Source organism: Pseudomonas sp. 14P_8.1_Bac3 (assembly GCF_025466085.1).
Taxonomy (GTDB): domain Bacteria; phylum Pseudomonadota; class Gammaproteobacteria; order Pseudomonadales; family Pseudomonadaceae; genus Aquipseudomonas.
The window spans coordinates 26,234-41,924 of sequence record NZ_JANLOD010000077.1 but is presented as its reverse complement, the minus strand read 5'-3'; the positions used below and the strand labels follow the sequence as shown (position 1 = coordinate 41,924).

At 59.8% G+C, this 15,691-nt stretch carries 16 protein-coding genes; 10 read left to right on the top strand and 6 right to left on the bottom strand.

What is annotated here, in order from left to right; translation table 11 throughout:
• Positions 1-27: 27 nt before the first annotated feature.
• Both NTD84_RS28630 and NTD84_RS28625 read right to left on the bottom strand, forming a co-directional pair.
• Positions 28-1,881, bottom strand: coding sequence for a DUF4105 domain-containing protein (locus NTD84_RS28630; RefSeq protein ID WP_262172410.1), 1,854 nt, complete (start codon positions 1,879-1,881; stop codon positions 28-30).
• 93 nt (positions 1,882-1,974) lie between these two features.
• Entirely contained in the window at positions 1,975-2,463 is a 489-nt protein-coding gene (locus tag NTD84_RS28625; protein WP_041065261.1) for a DUF3015 domain-containing protein, read from the bottom strand.
• Positions 2,464-2,739: 276 nt separating this feature from the next.
• Here NTD84_RS28625 and NTD84_RS28620 point away from each other — a divergent pair, with 276 nt between their 5' ends.
• Positions 2,740-5,178, top strand: coding sequence for a Lon protease family protein (locus NTD84_RS28620; RefSeq protein WP_262172409.1), 2,439 nt, complete (start codon positions 2,740-2,742; stop codon positions 5,176-5,178).
• Between the two features lie 317 nt (positions 5,179-5,495).
• Positions 5,496-5,837, top strand: a complete 342-nt coding sequence (locus NTD84_RS28615; RefSeq protein ID WP_259155894.1) for a hypothetical protein — start codon at positions 5,496-5,498, stop codon at positions 5,835-5,837.
• Positions 5,838-5,842: 5 nt separating this feature from the next.
• Here the strand turns inward: NTD84_RS28615 and NTD84_RS28610 are convergent, their stop codons facing one another.
• Positions 5,843-7,672, bottom strand: coding sequence for a hypothetical protein (locus NTD84_RS28610; protein WP_262172407.1), 1,830 nt, complete (start codon positions 7,670-7,672; stop codon positions 5,843-5,845).
• Positions 7,673-7,841: 169 nt separating this feature from the next.
• Here NTD84_RS28610 and NTD84_RS28605 point away from each other — a divergent pair, with 169 nt between their 5' ends.
• The 3 genes from NTD84_RS28605 to NTD84_RS28595 all read left to right on the top strand — a co-directional run bounded on the left by NTD84_RS28605 (position 7,842) and on the right by NTD84_RS28595 (position 9,569).
• Positions 7,842-8,330: a TIGR00645 family protein gene (locus NTD84_RS28605; protein ID WP_262172406.1), complete on the top strand. Its 489-nt coding sequence runs from the start codon at positions 7,842-7,844 to the stop codon at positions 8,328-8,330.
• A 188-nt stretch (positions 8,331-8,518) separates the two neighbouring features.
• Positions 8,519-8,830, top strand: a complete 312-nt coding sequence (locus NTD84_RS28600) for a DUF6482 family protein (protein ID WP_262172405.1) — start codon at positions 8,519-8,521, stop codon at positions 8,828-8,830.
• 121 nt (positions 8,831-8,951) lie between these two features.
• A complete protein-coding gene (locus NTD84_RS28595) occupies positions 8,952-9,569 on the top strand; it encodes an FKBP-type peptidyl-prolyl cis-trans isomerase (RefSeq protein ID WP_017340863.1) in 618 nt (205 codons plus the stop codon).
• Between the two features lie 152 nt (positions 9,570-9,721).
• Here the strand turns inward: NTD84_RS28595 and NTD84_RS28590 are convergent, their stop codons facing one another.
• From NTD84_RS28590 to NTD84_RS28580, 3 genes are all read right to left on the bottom strand, one after another.
• On the bottom strand, positions 9,722-9,979 hold the full coding sequence (locus tag NTD84_RS28590; RefSeq protein ID WP_262172404.1) for a hypothetical protein: 258 nt from the start codon (positions 9,977-9,979) through the stop codon (positions 9,722-9,724).
• A gap of 205 nt (positions 9,980-10,184) precedes the next feature.
• Positions 10,185-10,526: a zinc ribbon domain-containing protein YjdM gene (locus NTD84_RS28585; RefSeq protein ID WP_262172403.1), complete on the bottom strand. Its 342-nt coding sequence runs from the start codon at positions 10,524-10,526 to the stop codon at positions 10,185-10,187.
• A gap of 182 nt (positions 10,527-10,708) precedes the next feature.
• Positions 10,709-11,677, bottom strand: coding sequence for a polyprenyl synthetase family protein (locus NTD84_RS28580; RefSeq protein WP_262172401.1), 969 nt, complete (start codon positions 11,675-11,677; stop codon positions 10,709-10,711).
• 239 nt (positions 11,678-11,916) lie between these two features.
• Here NTD84_RS28580 and rplU point away from each other — a divergent pair, with 239 nt between their 5' ends.
• From rplU to NTD84_RS28555, 5 genes are all read left to right on the top strand, one after another.
• Positions 11,917-12,231 carry a 50S ribosomal protein L21 gene (rplU, locus tag NTD84_RS28575; RefSeq protein ID WP_003176051.1) on the top strand — a complete coding sequence of 105 codons (315 nt, stop codon included), beginning with the start codon at positions 11,917-11,919 and terminating at the stop codon, positions 12,229-12,231.
• Positions 12,232-12,266: 35 nt separating this feature from the next.
• Positions 12,267-12,524, top strand: a complete 258-nt coding sequence (gene rpmA, locus NTD84_RS28570; protein WP_003205738.1) for a 50S ribosomal protein L27 — start codon at positions 12,267-12,269, stop codon at positions 12,522-12,524.
• 195 nt (positions 12,525-12,719) lie between these two features.
• Positions 12,720-13,943: an Obg family GTPase CgtA gene (gene cgtA, locus NTD84_RS28565; protein ID WP_008028831.1), complete on the top strand. Its 1,224-nt coding sequence runs from the start codon at positions 12,720-12,722 to the stop codon at positions 13,941-13,943.
• Positions 13,944-14,081: 138 nt separating this feature from the next.
• Positions 14,082-15,200, top strand: coding sequence for a glutamate 5-kinase (gene proB / locus NTD84_RS28560; protein ID WP_262172400.1), 1,119 nt, complete (start codon positions 14,082-14,084; stop codon positions 15,198-15,200).
• 12 nt (positions 15,201-15,212) lie between these two features.
• On the top strand, positions 15,213-15,677 hold the full coding sequence (locus NTD84_RS28555) for a CreA family protein (protein WP_262172399.1): 465 nt from the start codon (positions 15,213-15,215) through the stop codon (positions 15,675-15,677).
• Positions 15,678-15,691 lie beyond the last annotated feature (14 nt).

The window sequence follows — 15,691 nt, the reverse complement described above, 5'->3', positions numbered from 1 at the left end:
GCAAGCCCGCGCTCACAGGGATTCGCGTTAATAGTGATACCACTTCACCTCAAGCATGACTTCGTTTTCCGGTGTGGCGAGGTGGCTGAACTCGCGCTGGGCGCTCAGGCGCAGACCGAGGTTGCGCGACAATTCCCACTGCTGGTTCAGACTCACGCTACGGCGCACTTCACCATTGGTGAAGAAGTCGCCCTTGGCCTCCAGGCTGAAATTGCCCAGGGGGTTTTTCCACAACAGACCGCTGTTGAAGCCTGCCGCCGGGGCGATGAAACCGGCGAAGTCGTTATTGTGTTCGACGCGCACCGTGCCCAGTGCGAAACCGAGCAGGTCGTCGCTCAGTTGCCACGTACCACCCGCACCGCCGTTGACGTGGCTGACCAGGGTTTCATCGTCATGTTTGCCCGGCACGCGCTCAAGGCCACCGGTGACTTGCCATGACAGCGGTTGCAACAGCTCGTTGCGCGGCGTCAGGGAGCGGATGGTCGCCAGGTCCAGTTGCTGCAGTTGCCAGTGATTGCCTTCGTACTGACGCAGTTTCATCTGCAGGATTTCGATCTGCGCGCCGAGGGGAAAGCTTTCGGCGTTATCGTTGAGGTCGTGATAGGCCATGCGCAGGCCGTACTCGCCAAACGCCTTGTCGCCCCGGGTGCCGATGCCGGCCTGCCAGGTGCGCGACTCGTGGCCGTCCTCGGGCAGGCCCGGCTGCGGGATGTCCAGCTCCGGCGCCGGGTTCTGGTTGATCGCCCGCAGCAGTTCAAAACTGCGCTGGGCCCGCTGCGGGTCGCGCTCCTGGCCGTTGGCACGATAGCGTTCGAGTCGGTACGCCGCGTCGATGATCAGCGCCTGGCGCTCCCGTGGCTGCGCCTTGAACGCCGGGTCCTGCAATTGTTTCTGGTCGGCGCTGACTTTCAGCACCCACTGCTGTTCTTCCGGGTTCAGCGGTTGGGCGCGGCTCAACAGCTCACGCTCGCGAGATGGCCGGTACTGGATCGACTCCACCAGGCCCGCTTCTTTCACCGCTTTGACGGTGTCGGTCGGGATCGCGGTCAGCGGGAATTGCCCGGTCAGGCGCAGGCTCGGCCGCGCCACTTGCAGCAGTTCCAGCAGGCGATAGGAGCAGTTTTCGTCGAAGAAGAAATAATCGAACTGAATCTGCTTCAGCTCCCAGACATGCTCGACCATGCGCTCGGTTTCCTGCTGGGTCAGGTTCAGCCGGTACTCCCACAGGTCGCGGTTTTCGAGGCTGCGGTATTCCGAGAGCTTTTCCTGGTAGGGCACCAGCGCGAACAGGCCCGGATAGCCCCCCATCAAACCTTTCCAGGCGTACAGGATGCTGTTGTCCGAGCCTTCGATGTAGGCGCCGAAGTTGATCGCGTAGCTGAGCAGCGAGGTCTTGTCGCTTTGCACGTCCGCCTGATCGATCCGCAGCAGCGTGTGGCCGAACATCGACGACGGGCTGTTCAAATAGGCCGCCGGGAAAATCATCACCGCGCTGTGGGGGGAGACATCCTTGAACCATTGTTTGAACTCGGCGCAGTCCGGCGTCGGCAGATCGGTCAGATTGAGCTGAGCCTTGAGCCAGCGGGTGCGCGCCGGGTAGACGCATTGTGCGTGCTTTTCCCCGGCACTGGCCGGGGCATACAGCGCCTGCACGGTCGCGGCGAGTTCATGGTCGGGGTGTTCGTTGCCGTCGGGCGCCAGGAAGAATTTCTTGTCGCTGACATAGCTGCGCCAGCCGCCCAGTTTGGCGGTTTCGTAATGACCGAGGGAAATCCAGAACGGATCGTTGGCCAGTTGCTGCAAACGTTGATTGTCGATGTGAGGCGCGGCGGACAGCGGGGCGCAGACACAGAGCGCCAGCCAGGCAAGGCGTTTGAGCATAGTGGGCAACTTAAGTCGAAAGAAACAAAGACCCAAAGAGGGGCAGGTCCAAAAAATAAAACCCGCTCCCCGAAAGGAACGGGCGGGTCGAGCTTAAGCTTGAGTGGCGTACTTGGCCAGGCGTGGATCGCTCTTCAGAACGGCCAGGGTGTTGGTATGCACGTCTTCAGCGGTCACGTCAGCTTTGCTGAAGATCTGCTGGAAGTGCTCGTGAGTCACAGCAGCGAAGTGCGCACGGTCTTCCGGCGCCACGCCCAGTACCACGGCGTAGGTCGTCAGCGCTTCGCCGTTACCTTTGGCCATGTCTTCGGACAGCTCGTTCATCATGCCATTCATCGCAAACCAGGATTTGCCGCCATAGGTCAGCGACGCGTTGGTCGAGCAACCGTTGGTACCGGACGTCATACCGAACGTTGCGTTACCGGAAGTGCCGTTGGTGGTGGATGCCAGGAAGTGCGCCGGGGTGCCACGCTGACCTTCGAACAGCATGTTGCCCCAACCGCAATCCGGACCGCCTGGCGCTTGTGCCATAGCGTTGAGGGAAACAACGGTGAAGAGAGTACCGAGAAGAATCCGTTTCATAGCTTTGTTCTCTTTATGTGCATACCAATGGACAAGGGGTCTGGCCCGATCTGGCGCCAGTGGGCCGGTTATTGTTCCAGCCGCGCAGTTTGGAGTTTAGGCACGTTCCAAGGGTTCCGTTGTTTTTTGCGAAATATTCGTTGAAAACGCTGATTTAGACCCGGCCCGCCTGGGGAGGGTGTTTTGGCTATGCTTTGGCTTAAGGCGCGCCTTGCCAGTGGGGTACGGGCAGCGCCAGAATGCCGCTATCTGCCCCGCCTGATGTAAGGAAGCCCGATGCCTGATCCTGTTGCTGCCAGCTTGCGTCTAGCGCCCGAAGCGCTGACCCGTCCGTTTTCCGCTGAACAGTTCAGCTTCTCTACCACCAATGATCTGGAGCCCTTCCGCGGTGTGCTTGGCCAGGAACGCGCGGTCGAAGCCTTGCAGTTCGGTGTGGCCATGCCACGCCCCGGTTACAACGTATTCGTCATGGGCGAGCCGGGCACCGGCCGGTTCTCGTTCGTCAAACGCTACCTGAAGGCCGAAGGCAAACGCCTGCAGACCCCGGCGGATTGGGTCTACGTCAACAATTTCGATGAACCGCGCGAACCCCGTGCCCTTGAGTTGCCGTCGGGCAGCGCCGGCGCGTTCATCGGCGACATCAACGGTTTGATCGACAACCTGCTGGCGACTTTTCCGGCGGTGTTCGAACATCCGTCCTACCAGCAGAAAAAAAGCGCGATCGACCGCGCCTTCAACCAGCGTTACGACAAGGCGCTGGACGTGATCGAGCGGTTGGCGCTGGAGAAGGACGTCGCGCTGTATCGCGATGCCAGCAATATCGCGTTTACGCCGATGCTCGATGGCAAGGCCCTCGACGAAGCGGAGTTCGCCCAGTTGCCGGAAGCCGATCGCGAACGGTTCCACGAAGACATTTCCGGTCTGGAGGAGCGCCTCAACGAAGAGCTCGCCAGCCTGCCGCAATGGAAGCGTGAATCGAGCAATCAGTTGCGTCAGCTCAACGAAGAAACCATCACCCTGGCCTTGCAGCCTTTGCTGGCGCCATTGTCGGAAAAATACGCGGAAAACGCCGCCGTCTGCGGTTACTTGCAGGCGATGCAGGTGTACCTGCTGAAAACCGTGGTCGAGCAACTGGTCGACGACAGCAAGGCCGACGCCATCGCCCGCAAAATGCTCGAAGAGCAATACGCCCCGAGCCTGGTCGTGGGTCATTCCGCCAGCGGTGGCGCGCCGGTGGTGTTCGAACCGCATCCGACTTACGAAAACCTGTTCGGCCGCATCGAATACAGCACCGATCAGGGCGCGCTTTACACCACGTATCGGCAGCTGCGACCGGGTGCGCTGCACCGGGCCAACGGCGGTTTCCTGATTCTTGAAGCGGAAAAAATGCTCAGCGAGCCGTTCGTATGGGATGCGCTCAAGCGCGCCCTGCAATCGCGCAAACTGAAAATGGAATCGCCGCTGGGCGAGCTGGGCCGTCTGGCCACCGTGACCCTGACTCCGCAGCACATTCCGTTGCAGGTCAAAGTGATCATCATCGGTGCGCGTCAGCTGTATTACACGCTGCAAGACCTTGATCCGGACTTCCAGGAGATGTTCCGCGTCCTGGTGGATTTCGACGAAGACATCCCGATGGTCGACGAGAGCCTGGAGCAGTTCGCACAGTTGCTGAAAACCCGCACCTCCGAAGAAGGCATGGCGCCGCTGACCGCCGACGCGGTGGCGCGTCTGGCGACGTACAGCGCGCGTCTGGCCGAGCATCAGGGGCGTTTATCGGCGCGCATCGGCGATCTGTTCCAGCTGGTCAGCGAGGCGGATTTCATTCGTCACCTTGCCGGCGACGAAATGACCGACGCCGGGCACATCGAGCGTGCGCTCAAGGCCAAGGCCACCCGCACCGGGCGCGTTTCGGCGCGGATTCTCGACGACATGCTGGCCGGGATCATCCTGATCGACACCGATGGCGCCGCCGTCGGCAAGTGCAACGGGCTGACGGTGCTGGAGGTCGGCGACTCGGCGTTCGGTGTGCCGGCGCGCATTTCCGCTACGGTCTATCCGGGCGGCAGTGGCATCGTCGACATCGAGCGCGAAGTTAACCTCGGTCAACCGATTCACTCCAAAGGCGTGATGATCCTCACCGGGTATCTGGGCAGCCGGTACGCCCAGGAATTCCCGCTGGCGATTTCCGCGAGTATCGCGCTGGAGCAGTCCTACGGTTACGTCGATGGCGACAGTGCGTCGCTGGGCGAAGCGTGCACGCTGATTTCGGCGCTGTCGAAGACGCCGCTCAAGCAGTGCTTTGCGATCACCGGTTCGATCAACCAGTTCGGTGAAGTGCAGGCGGTCGGCGGGGTCAACGAGAAGATCGAAGGCTTCTTCCGTCTCTGCGAAGCTCGCGGCCTGACCGGCGAGCAGGGGGCGATCATTCCCCAGGCCAACGTGGCCACGCTGATGCTCGACGAGAAGGTGCTGGCGGCGGTGCGCGCGGGGCAGTTCCACGTCTACGCGGTGCGTCAGGCGGATGAAGCCCTGAGCTTGCTGGTCGGCGAGCCGGCGGGTGCGCCGGATGAAAATGGCGAGTTCCCTGAAGGCAGCGTCAATGCGCGGGTGGTGGAGCGTTTGCGCGTCATTGCTGAAATGATCAGCGAAGAAGACCTCAAGGAAGCCGAGAAAGAGGCGGCGCAGGAAGCGTTGGCCGAAGCCAAGCCGGCCTGACACTCACCCGAGGTCACCTTCGATTCACTGTGGGAGCGGGCTTGCTCGCGAAAGCGTTTTTCGGCCAGCAGCAATGTTGACTGACACACCGCGTTCGCGAGCAAGCCCGCTCCCTCATTTTTTTGGTGTGGTGCTTGAAAAGTGCCATCACTCTGGCGTCAATCTTCACACAATGACCGCTCGGCGCCTTCTGGTATCGAAACGCCTGCATCCCGCACTTTTCTTCTATCCTCAGCTCAAGGATATCGACAGTAATCACTGGATCGAGACAGCCTTCCCGTGGGGGCTGAATACCGGATCTACCGAGGGTCGCCGCCATGTCGCGCAACCTCTGCCTCACCCGTCAATGCCTGGGCCTTGTAACCCGTATCGAGTGCGCCATCCGCCCCTTGGCGGGCGATACGGGCATGTGGACCCTGCTCTTCGCCGCCGGAATGGCCGGCGAACAACCTTCAGCGATCAAGGCCCAAGGCCCGTTTCATGGCCCCTTCGTGGCGGAATCGATCCTCGACACCATCGTTGAAAGCCTGACCCTGCATGGCTACGAGCTGGCCGATGACCCGCAGATCTGGTGCCTGCATTTGCAAGCCCAGTTGCGGGAAATCAATGGCGGACGTTGCCGCAACCTGGGCGGCTTCGAGTTTCGCCCCGACCGTTGAGGCGGCTATTGATCAAGGCTGGAGGTGTCAGCCTTGTCGAGCTTGACCTCGAACCCATATTGCACGGTGGTGAGGTCGGTTCGCTGATAGGTTTCCAGGCGAGTCGGCTGACCGTAGAAGTAATGCACGGCGAATAGCGCCGGGCCATCCTTGCTCGCGTCATGGCTGACCGAAAGAATTTCCTTGATGTAGTGACCGCTGTCGTCCTTGGCGAAAAAGCGCCAGTCCTGGGCGGGAAATACCTTCAAGTCCACCACCAGTGCATTGCCTTTCAGTTCCAGGCCTTTGGGCAGTTGGTGAACGTCGAGTGTCTGCTTGTCGACCGTCGCCAGGAACAGCGGCATCGAACCCACCGCAAAGGCCGGCGTTTGCGCAAACAGGTTCAGGTCGTAAGTGATGACACCGCGCAGCGGATCAATCTGATACGCCTCCGGCGGCAACTCGATCGGCTCGTCACGTTTGCCGCTGCTGTCCTCGGTGAAGAAAGTGACCGGGCTGTCGCCAGGGTTGAATGACGTGCCCAGCAGTTCATCGTTGAAGCTGCGGGTGTGATCGAACTCGATGCGCGCGGCGCTCGGGTCATCGACCGATTGGCGGATAATGACGCCTTTTTTCAACTGCTCCTCGTCCAGCGTCGCGCCCTTGAGCCAGGTCGGGGCCTGATCGTCGTACACCACCACCGGCAAGCTCAGCGGCTGGATGGTTTTTTCGGTGGTGTGCTGGTCAAAACGCCGGACCGGCAGGTCAAGGTCCTTGCGGGTGATCGTGGCCGCCGAGAAATCGAGCACGCTGACTTCAAGGGTGTCGATCGGCCCGTTGAAATACACCTTGGAGTAGTGGTTTTTTTGCTGCTTCTCAAACGCGCGCTGCTCTTCATCGAGCTGCTTTTCAAACGCTTCGCTCCAGGCCTTTTGTTGTTGCATTTTCGCCAGTTGCTTTTGGTAGAAGGCGATTTGCGCGGCGGTCTCATTGATCGAGCCCGAGCGCGACAGGAATTGCCCGGTGGTGTCCCGAGCCTGGACGATCAGCGGGTTGAGCGGTGTTTCTGCCACCTCGGGCGCCAGCGGTGCACGGTTGTTGTATTCGATTTCGGCGTAGTTGTTCGTCAGCTTCAGCAACGTGACGCTGAGGTTGTCGTTGGTGCGGGTCTGGCCCACGTCCTTTTTCGTCAGGTCGAAGCTGTAGAGCCGGCGCGGCGCGATGACTTCCACCTTGCCCTGCAGGCTGACCGGCTGCGGCTGGTTTTTGTTTTCCACGTCCAGGCCGTCGATGAAGGGGTAGGTCACCGTGAGGTCGTCGGGGTTGGTCAGGTTCGAACTGGAGGGGCTCAACTGAATGCCGGGATCGGTTTCCGACCATTCCGGCTGAAACGCAATCACGCGTTTGTTGCTCAGGGTTACCGATTGCCATTCCAGGCCGTGGGGAAACAGGAACTCGGCCGGAATGTTGAAGTTGAAGGGGAACAGCGGTTGCAGGTCGGTCAGGTAATCGGAGCTGGAATCCTTGTGCAACACAATCAGGCCGTTGATGTAGGTATCGACCAGATCCTGGGGCGTGGGGTAGTGCTTGAGCACGGCGAGGACGTCTTCGCCGTACTCGGTTTCCACCGGTTTACTGTCAAGTTTGAGTTGCGCGCGCTCGAGCAGTAGCAGCGAGCCGCCCAGTTCGGCCACCGCATCCTTGAGTTTCGGGTCCTGGATCGCTTCCAGGGATGTCTCGAACTGCGCGGTCTTTTCCTCGAGGCTGACCTGACGTTTGTCGTCGCCGGGGGAGCACCCGCTCATCAGCAGCGCCAGGCAAATCCCGACGCTCATTAAAGGCAATCGCACATCCATTTCCCGTCTTCCTGTCCGATGTCGCTGAGCTGTCAATGATTTGGACACTAGCAGAAAAACTGCGGTACACGCGCAGGTTGCGGATTTATCGATGATTTCTGGCGGCTTCTGGGTAGGGACGGACGGCTGATATACTCGCGGCCATTTCCAGCCCTATGTGTGAGATTCAATGGAACGCTTTATCGAAAATGCAATGTACGCCTCCCGCTGGCTGTTGGCGCCGATCTACTTTGGCCTGTCCCTTGGCCTGCTGGCCCTGGCGCTGAAATTCTTCCAGGAAGTTATCCACGTCATCCCCAACGTGTTTTCGATGGCCGAATCGGACCTGATCCTGGTGCTGCTGTCGCTGATCGACATGGCGCTGGTAGGCGGTCTGCTGGTGATGGTGATGATTTCCGGCTATGAGAACTTCGTCTCCCAGCTGGACATCGACGACCACAAGGAAAAGCTCAACTGGCTCGGTACCATGGATTCGTCTTCGCTGAAGATGAAAGTCGCGGCGTCCATCGTGGCGATTTCGTCGATCCACCTGTTGCGGATCTTCATGGACGCGAAGAACGTCGATCCCGAGCATTTGAAATGGTATGTAATCATTCACATGACGTTCGTGGTGTCAGCGTTTGCGATGGGTTACCTGGATAAGCTCACCAAGCACTGATCGCTTCGCTTGCCCGCGAAGACGTCCTGTCACCCCGCGTGAGGGTTGACGCACCGCCTTCGCGGGCAAGCCGCATCCCTGCAGTCGGCGTGTGAAACAGACGGGCGGCACGGTTTCTGGCTTGTACTTTGATGCTTTGCGGCCTATGCCTGTAAGGATGTTGTCTCGCCGCCGCGTGAGGTGCGCCCATGAACTTCGTAGAGTTACGTGCTTATGCCATCGCCGGCAAAGTCGACGAGCTGAACCTGATCTCTCTGGAAGGCGGGATCTACCTGCTTGAGGCGCGCATGCACGGTTCGGCGTACCCCTTGAGCGACGCGCGCGGTGAGATGTTTCACCTGCGGTCTGTGGAGCATGCCCGTCAAGTGCTGCACGATTTCCCCACGTTACCGTTCAACCTCGTGCATACCTCGGTTCACGATGAAATGTGCGGGTTGGGTGCGAGTGCGGAAGAAAGCCTGAAAGTGCCACTCGCCCTTCGTTCTGCCTGGCAGCACTGAGACCCTTTATCAGCGCAATGACATCTGTGCTAGTCTGCTGGCCCTTTTGGTTCCGGGCGCTCCGGGACGCGCTGTGCACGCACGGCAAGTTCCAGGGCCGTCCGCACAGCGGAGCAGTGTCATGTCCGAAGTAAATCTGTCCACCGACGAAACCCGCGTCAGCTACGGCATTGGCCGTCAGTTGGGCGACCAACTGCGCGACAACCCACCGCCGGGCGTTAGCCTGGACGCGATCCTGGCAGGCCTGACCGACGCGTTCGCCGGCAAGCCGAGCCGTGTGGGCCAGGAAGAAATGTCCGCGAGCTTCAAGGTCATCCGCGAAATCATGCAGGCCGAAGCCGCTGCAAAAGCTGAAGCTGCCGCTGGCGAAGGCCTGGCTTTCCTGGCTGAAAACGCCAAGCGTGACGGCATCACCACCCTGGCTTCCGGTCTGCAATTCGAAGTGCTGACCGCTGGCGAAGGCGCCAAGCCATCCCGTGAAGACACCGTGCGCACCCACTACCACGGCACCCTGATCGACGGCACCGTATTCGACAGCTCCTACGATCGTGGTCAGCCAGCCGAATTCCCGGTTGGCGGCGTGATCGCTGGCTGGACCGAGGCCCTGCAGCTGATGAATGCCGGTAGCAAATGGCGTCTGTACGTGCCGAGCGAACTGGCTTACGGCGCTCAAGGCGTTGGCAGCATTCCACCGCACAGCGTACTGGTCTTCGACGTCGAACTGCTCGACGTTCTGTAAGACGGCTGATGATTTACCTGTAGGAGCGAGCATGCTCCGGGCGTCGTTCCGACGATGGACGTTAACGATAATGCTGGGTATCTGATGCCCAGCGGCGCCCTCAATTCCTTCGCGAGCAAGCTCGCTCCTACAGTTTTGTTTTGCAGTGTGTCTCATGGATGAAACTTGCCATCGAGGTCAGTCGACGGGCGCAACGCCCGGGCGTAGCAGAACAGAAACAGATTGCGTACCAGTTCCTTGAGCACCACCGGCTCGCTGGAACTCAAGCCGTTGACGTCCAGGTCACCCTGATCCTGCAGCTCGTTCAAGGCTTCCTCTTCAAGCACTGCGCAGACTTCCCCGGTTTCCCGATGCAGGATCCTGAGGTAGGGATGTGGGCGGTCCAGCCAGGCATCGATCAAATAAGTCATGGGTCTCATCTCCATTGATGGGTTTCAATGAGAATAATTCTTATTCATCAAATAGCAAGAGTCGATTGGCGGTTTGTGATTTTTTCCGGGTAAAGGTTGCGTAAGGTCAAAACGGCTGGCGTTTGGCTATTGCGAGGGAAGGCTGGGCGAAACGGGGAGGGCGAAGCACCATCCCACGCCTGACGCGGGATGGAAGACAAACCATTCAGACTTTTCTGACGAACTCGGATTTGAGCTTCATTGGGCCGATGCCGTCAATCTTGCAGTCGATGTCGTGATCGCCATCGCACAGGCGGATGTTTTTGACCTTGGTGCCGACCTTGACCACCAGTGATGTGCCTTTGACCTTGAGATCCTTGATCACGGTGATGGTGTCGCCGTCCTGCAGGACGTTGCCCACCGAATCCTTTTTCACGGTGTCATCGGACGCCGTTTGCGCTTCGCTGTTGGCCGACCACTCATGGGCGCACTCCGGGCAGATCAGCTGCGTGCCGTCTTCGTAGGTGTATTCGGAATTGCATTTCGGGCAGGGTGGCAACGTGCTCACTAAGGCTCCTTGGGTTCAGGATCGCTAAAAAGCGCACATTGTATAGGGTTTATCCCGGGATGGGGCTACCGCTGTAGGAGCGAGCAGGCTCGCGATGGAGGTCAACGAATACGCGGGATGTCTGAATGCACGCGTTATCGTTGACGCCCATCGCGAGCCTGCTCGCTCTACAGAAAGCGCGTTTAGTGCGTGCGGGCGACTGCAAATTCGCTCAGTTCGACCAGTGCATCGCGGTATTCGCTGGCAGGCAGCGCTTCAAGGCATTTGATCGCGCGAGCCACGTAGTCGCGGGCCAGTCGTGCGGTGTACTCAAGGGAACCCGACGCTTCAACGGCTTCGCGGATGCTCTCGAGGTCTTCGATACCGCCTTTCTGAATCGCCTTACGCACCAGGGCAGCCTGTTCCGGCGTGCCTTCGCGCATGGTGTAGATCAGCGGCAGGGTCGGCTTGCCTTCGGCCAGGTCGTCACCGACGTTCTTGCCCAGGGTTTCCGCGTCGCCCTTGTAGTCCAGCAGGTCGTCGACCAGTTGGAACGCCACGCCCAGGTGATCGCCGAACGTGCGCAGGGCTTCGGCCTGTTCCGGTGTCGCTTCGCACAGGGCTGCGGCGCTGTGGGTCGAGGCCTCGAAGAGCATCGCGGTCTTGCCGCGGATGACTTCCATGTAGGTTTCTTCGGTGGTGCTGGCGTCGCGGACCTTCGACAATTGCAACACTTCGCCTTCGGCGATGATGCGCGTGGCCTGCGAAAGGATCTTCATCACGGGCATGGAGCCCAGTTCGACCATCATTTCGAAGGAGCGCGAATACAGGAAGTCGCCCACCAGTACGCTGGGGGCGTTGCCCCACATGGCGTTGGCGGTCGAGCGGCCACGGCGCATGCCGGACATGTCGACCACGTCGTCATGCAGGAGGGTAGCGGTGTGCAGGAACTCGATGGTCGCGGCCAGCAGACGCAAGTCGTCGCCTTCGCGGCCCAGCGCCTTGCCACACAGCAGCACTAATAAAGGACGCAGGCGTTTACCGCCAGCCGAGGTAATGTAGTCGCCGATTTTCGATACCAGCGGCACTCGGGAAGTCAGCTGCTTCTTGATGATGCCGTCGACGGCGCTAAAATCGTCCGCCACCGCGCGGTAGAAAGCTTGGGGTTGCATCAGCGACAGTTGCTCCAGAAGGGTTGCGCGGCATGCTAGGACCCACGTCCGGGCCTGTCAAGGCGCGATGGACGGCCTATTGCAAGGCGCTCCTGCCTTGCGTACAATCGCGCACCCTGAACTTCCTGGGCAGCACCTGCCTTACGCAATTGCAACGGGCCTTCCAGCCTCATGCAGCCATGCCAGCCAATACCTCTTCTTATAAAGAGCTGGGTGAGCAGGATTATCGGAGAAATACCATGTCGTACGCAGTAATCGTTACTGGTGGCAAGCAGTACAAAGTCGCCCCAGGTGAATACCTGAAGATTGAAAAACTGGAAATCGCTACTGGCGAATCCGTAACTTTTGATCGCGTTCTGTTGGTCGCCAATGGCGATGACGTGAATATCGGCGCTCCAGTTGTTGCTGGCGCTACCGTTGTGGCTGAAGTGATCTCCCAAGGTCGTCACGATAAAGTCCGCATCATCAAGTTCCGTCGTCGTAAGCACCACATGAAGCGTATGGGCCACCGCCAGTGGTACACCGAGATCAAAATCACCGGTATTCAGGCTTAATTTCAGCCTAATTCCTCACTAGGAGAATTGAACTCATGGCACACAAAAAAGCTGGTGGTAGTACCCGTAACGGTCGCGACTCAGAAGCCAAACGCCTTGGCGTGAAGATGTATGGCGGCCAGGCTATCAAAGCAGGCAACATCATCGTGCGTCAGCGCGGCACCCAATTCCACGCTGGCTACGGCGTTGGCATGGGTAAAGATCACACTCTCTTCGCTAAAGTCGAAGGCGTGATCAAGTTCGAAGTAAAAGGCGCCTTCGGTCGTCGTTACGTAAGCGTAATCGCCGCTTAATTGCGCGATCGCTGGAAAAGCCCTGTCTCGCGACGGGGCTTTTTCGTTTGTGGGGTGAGTCTCTTGCAAAACTGTTTGTATGGGCTGTCGGCGCGCTGGATTCGCGGTCGTTGATTGAGGTCGCTGCGCTCATTTTTGCAAGAGTCTTATGTCTGGATTTTTTCGGCTCGTCCGTATGGCGAGAGGCGTTTTGTTATGAAGTTTGTTGATGAAGTTTCCATTCGAGTAAAGGCCGGTGACGGCGGTAACGGTTGCATGAGCTTCCGTCGCGAAAAATTCATTGAGAACGGTGGCCCGAACGGCGGTGACGGTGGTGATGGCGGCTCGGTCTACATGATCGCCGACGAAAACCTCAACACCCTGGTGGATTACCGTTACACCCGGCACTTCGATGCCGAGCGCGGCTCCAACGGCGGCAGCACCGACTGCACCGGCAAGAAGGGTGAGGAGTTGGTGCTGCGCGTACCGGTTGGCACCACCGTCATCGATGCGGCTACTCAGGAAGTGATCGGCGACCTGACCAAGGCGGGTCAGAAGTTGTTGGTGGCGCATGGTGGCTGGCACGGTCTGGGTAACACCCGGTTCAAATCCAGTACCAACCGTGCTCCGCGTCAAACCACTCCGGGTAAGCCGGGTGAGGCGCGTGACCTCAAGCTGGAAATGAAGGTGTTGGCGGACGTCGGCCTGCTGGGCTTGCCAAACGCCGGCAAAAGTACCTTCATTCGTTCGGTGTCGGCCGCCAAGCCGAAGGTCGCCGACTACCCGTTTACCACGCTGGTGCCAAACCTGGGCGTGGTCAGCGTTGATCGCTGGAAAAGCTTCGTGGTTGCCGACATTCCGGGCCTGATCGAAGGCGCTTCCGACGGCGCTGGCCTGGGGATTCGCTTCCTCAAGCACCTGGCGCGTACCCGTTTGCTGTTGCACCTCGTCGACATGGCGCCGCTGGACGACACCAGTGCCCCGGATGCGGCTGAAGTGATCGTCAGCGAGCTGACCAAGTTCAGTCCGTCTCTGGCTGAGCGTGATCGCTGGCTGGTGCTGAATAAGTGCGATCAGATCCTCGAGGAAGAGCACGATGCTCGCGTCAAGGAAATCGTCGATCGCCTGGAGTGGACCGGTCCGGTCTACGTGATCTCCGCGATCTCCAAACTCGGCACCGAGCGTCTGTGCCACGACATCATGCGTTACATGGAAGATCGTGCTGATCGCCTGGCGAACGACCCGGCGTACAAGGAAGAGCTGGCCGATCTCGATCAGCGCATCGAAGACGAAGCCCGTGCTCAGCTGCAGGCGCTGGATGATCAGCGTGCCCTGCGTCGCAGCGGCGTGAAGTCGGTCCATGACATCGGCGACGATGATTGGGACGAAGAGGATGTGGATGATGAAGACGGTCCGGAAATCATTTACGTGCGTGACTGATTCGTTGCGATAAACTGAAGCGCCGCTCAATTGAGCGGCGTTTTAGTATCTGGAAATCGTCAGTATCTGGGAACTGGTACACGAATAACGTTATGGGTAGCGCCAGGTCGCGCTGCCCTCAAGCTAAGGTTGAAGATGATGCGGAGCAAGGTGACAGGTGCGCAGCGTTGGGTCGTGAAAATCGGCAGCGCTCTGCTGACGGCGGACGGCAAAGGCCTGGATCGCGCGGCAATGGGTGTCTGGGTTGAACAGATGGTGGCCTTGCATGAGGCGGGCGTCGAGCTGGTGCTGGTGTCCTCCGGGGCGGTGGCTGCCGGCATGAGCCGTCTGGGCTGGACCGTACGACCCAGTGCGATGCACGAGCTGCAAGCCGCTGCCGCCATCGGCCAGATGGGCCTGGTGCAGGCCTGGGAGTCGAGCTTTGCCGAGCATGGTCGGCACACCGCGCAGATTCTCCTGACGCATGACGACTTGTCCGACCGCAAGCGCTACCTGAACGCTCGCAGCACGCTGCGCGCGCTGGTTGAGTTGAAAGTGATCCCGGTGATCAATGAAAACGACACCGTGGTCACCGATGAAATCCGTTTCGGCGATAACGACACCCTGGCGGCGCTGGTGGCCAATCTGGTCGAAGCTGATTTGCTGGTGATCCTGACCGATCGCGACGGCATGTTCGACGCCGATCCGCGCAACAACCCCGATGCCCAGTTGATCTACGAAGCGCGTGCCGATGATCCGGCGCTCGATGCTGTAGCGGGTGGCACCGGCGGTGCGCTGGGGCGCGGCGGGATGCAGACCAAGTTGCGTGCGGCACGCCTGGCGGCACGTTCCGGGGCGCACACGATCATCGTCGGCGGACGTCTCGAGCGTGTGCTGGATCGCCTCAAGGCGGGCGAGCGTATCGGCACCTTGCTGTCGCCAGAGCGCGGCATGCTGGCGGCGCGCAAGCAGTGGCTGGCCGGGCATCTGCAAACCCGCGGTACGCTGGTGCTGGATGCCGGTGCGGTCACGGCGCTGTCTCAGGGCAATAAAAGTTTGCTGCCGGTGGGCGTGAAACTGGTCCAGGGCAGCTTCCGCCGCGGTGAAATGGTGGTGTGCGTGGCGCCGGACGGTCGGGAGATCGCCCGTGGTCTGGCTAACTACAGCGCCCTGGAAGCGCAGAAAATCATTGGGCAGTCGTCTGAGGCGATTGTCGGTCTGTTGGGTTACATGGCGGAGCCGGAACTGGTTCACCGCGATAACCTGATCCTGGTCTGAGGGAATATTTGAATGCGCGTGGCAAAAGGATTGTTGGGTCTGCTGTTGGCAGTGCCGCTGCTGGCCTCGGCCGAGGAGATTGGCCAGGTTTCGACGGTGTTCAAGTTTGTCGGCCCTAATGACCGTATCGTCGTCGAGGCGTTTGACGACCCGAAGGTCGAGGGTGTGACGTGCTATCTGTCGCGCGCCAAGACGGGCGGGGTGAAGGGTGGTCTGGGGCTGGCGGAGGATCGCGCCGAGGCCTCCATCGCGTGCCGTCAGGTCGGTCCGATCAGCTTCAAGGGCGAGCTTAAGGATGGCGACGAGGTATTCAAAGAGCGCACGTCGCTGGTGTTCAAGACCATGCAGGTGGTGCGTTTCCTCGACAAGAAGCGCAATACGCTGGTGTACCTGGTGTACAGCGATCGCTTGATCGAAGGCAGTCCGCAGAATGCGGTAACGGCGATTCCTATCCTGCCGTGGGCGCACGCTCAATAAGCTGGCGAAGATCC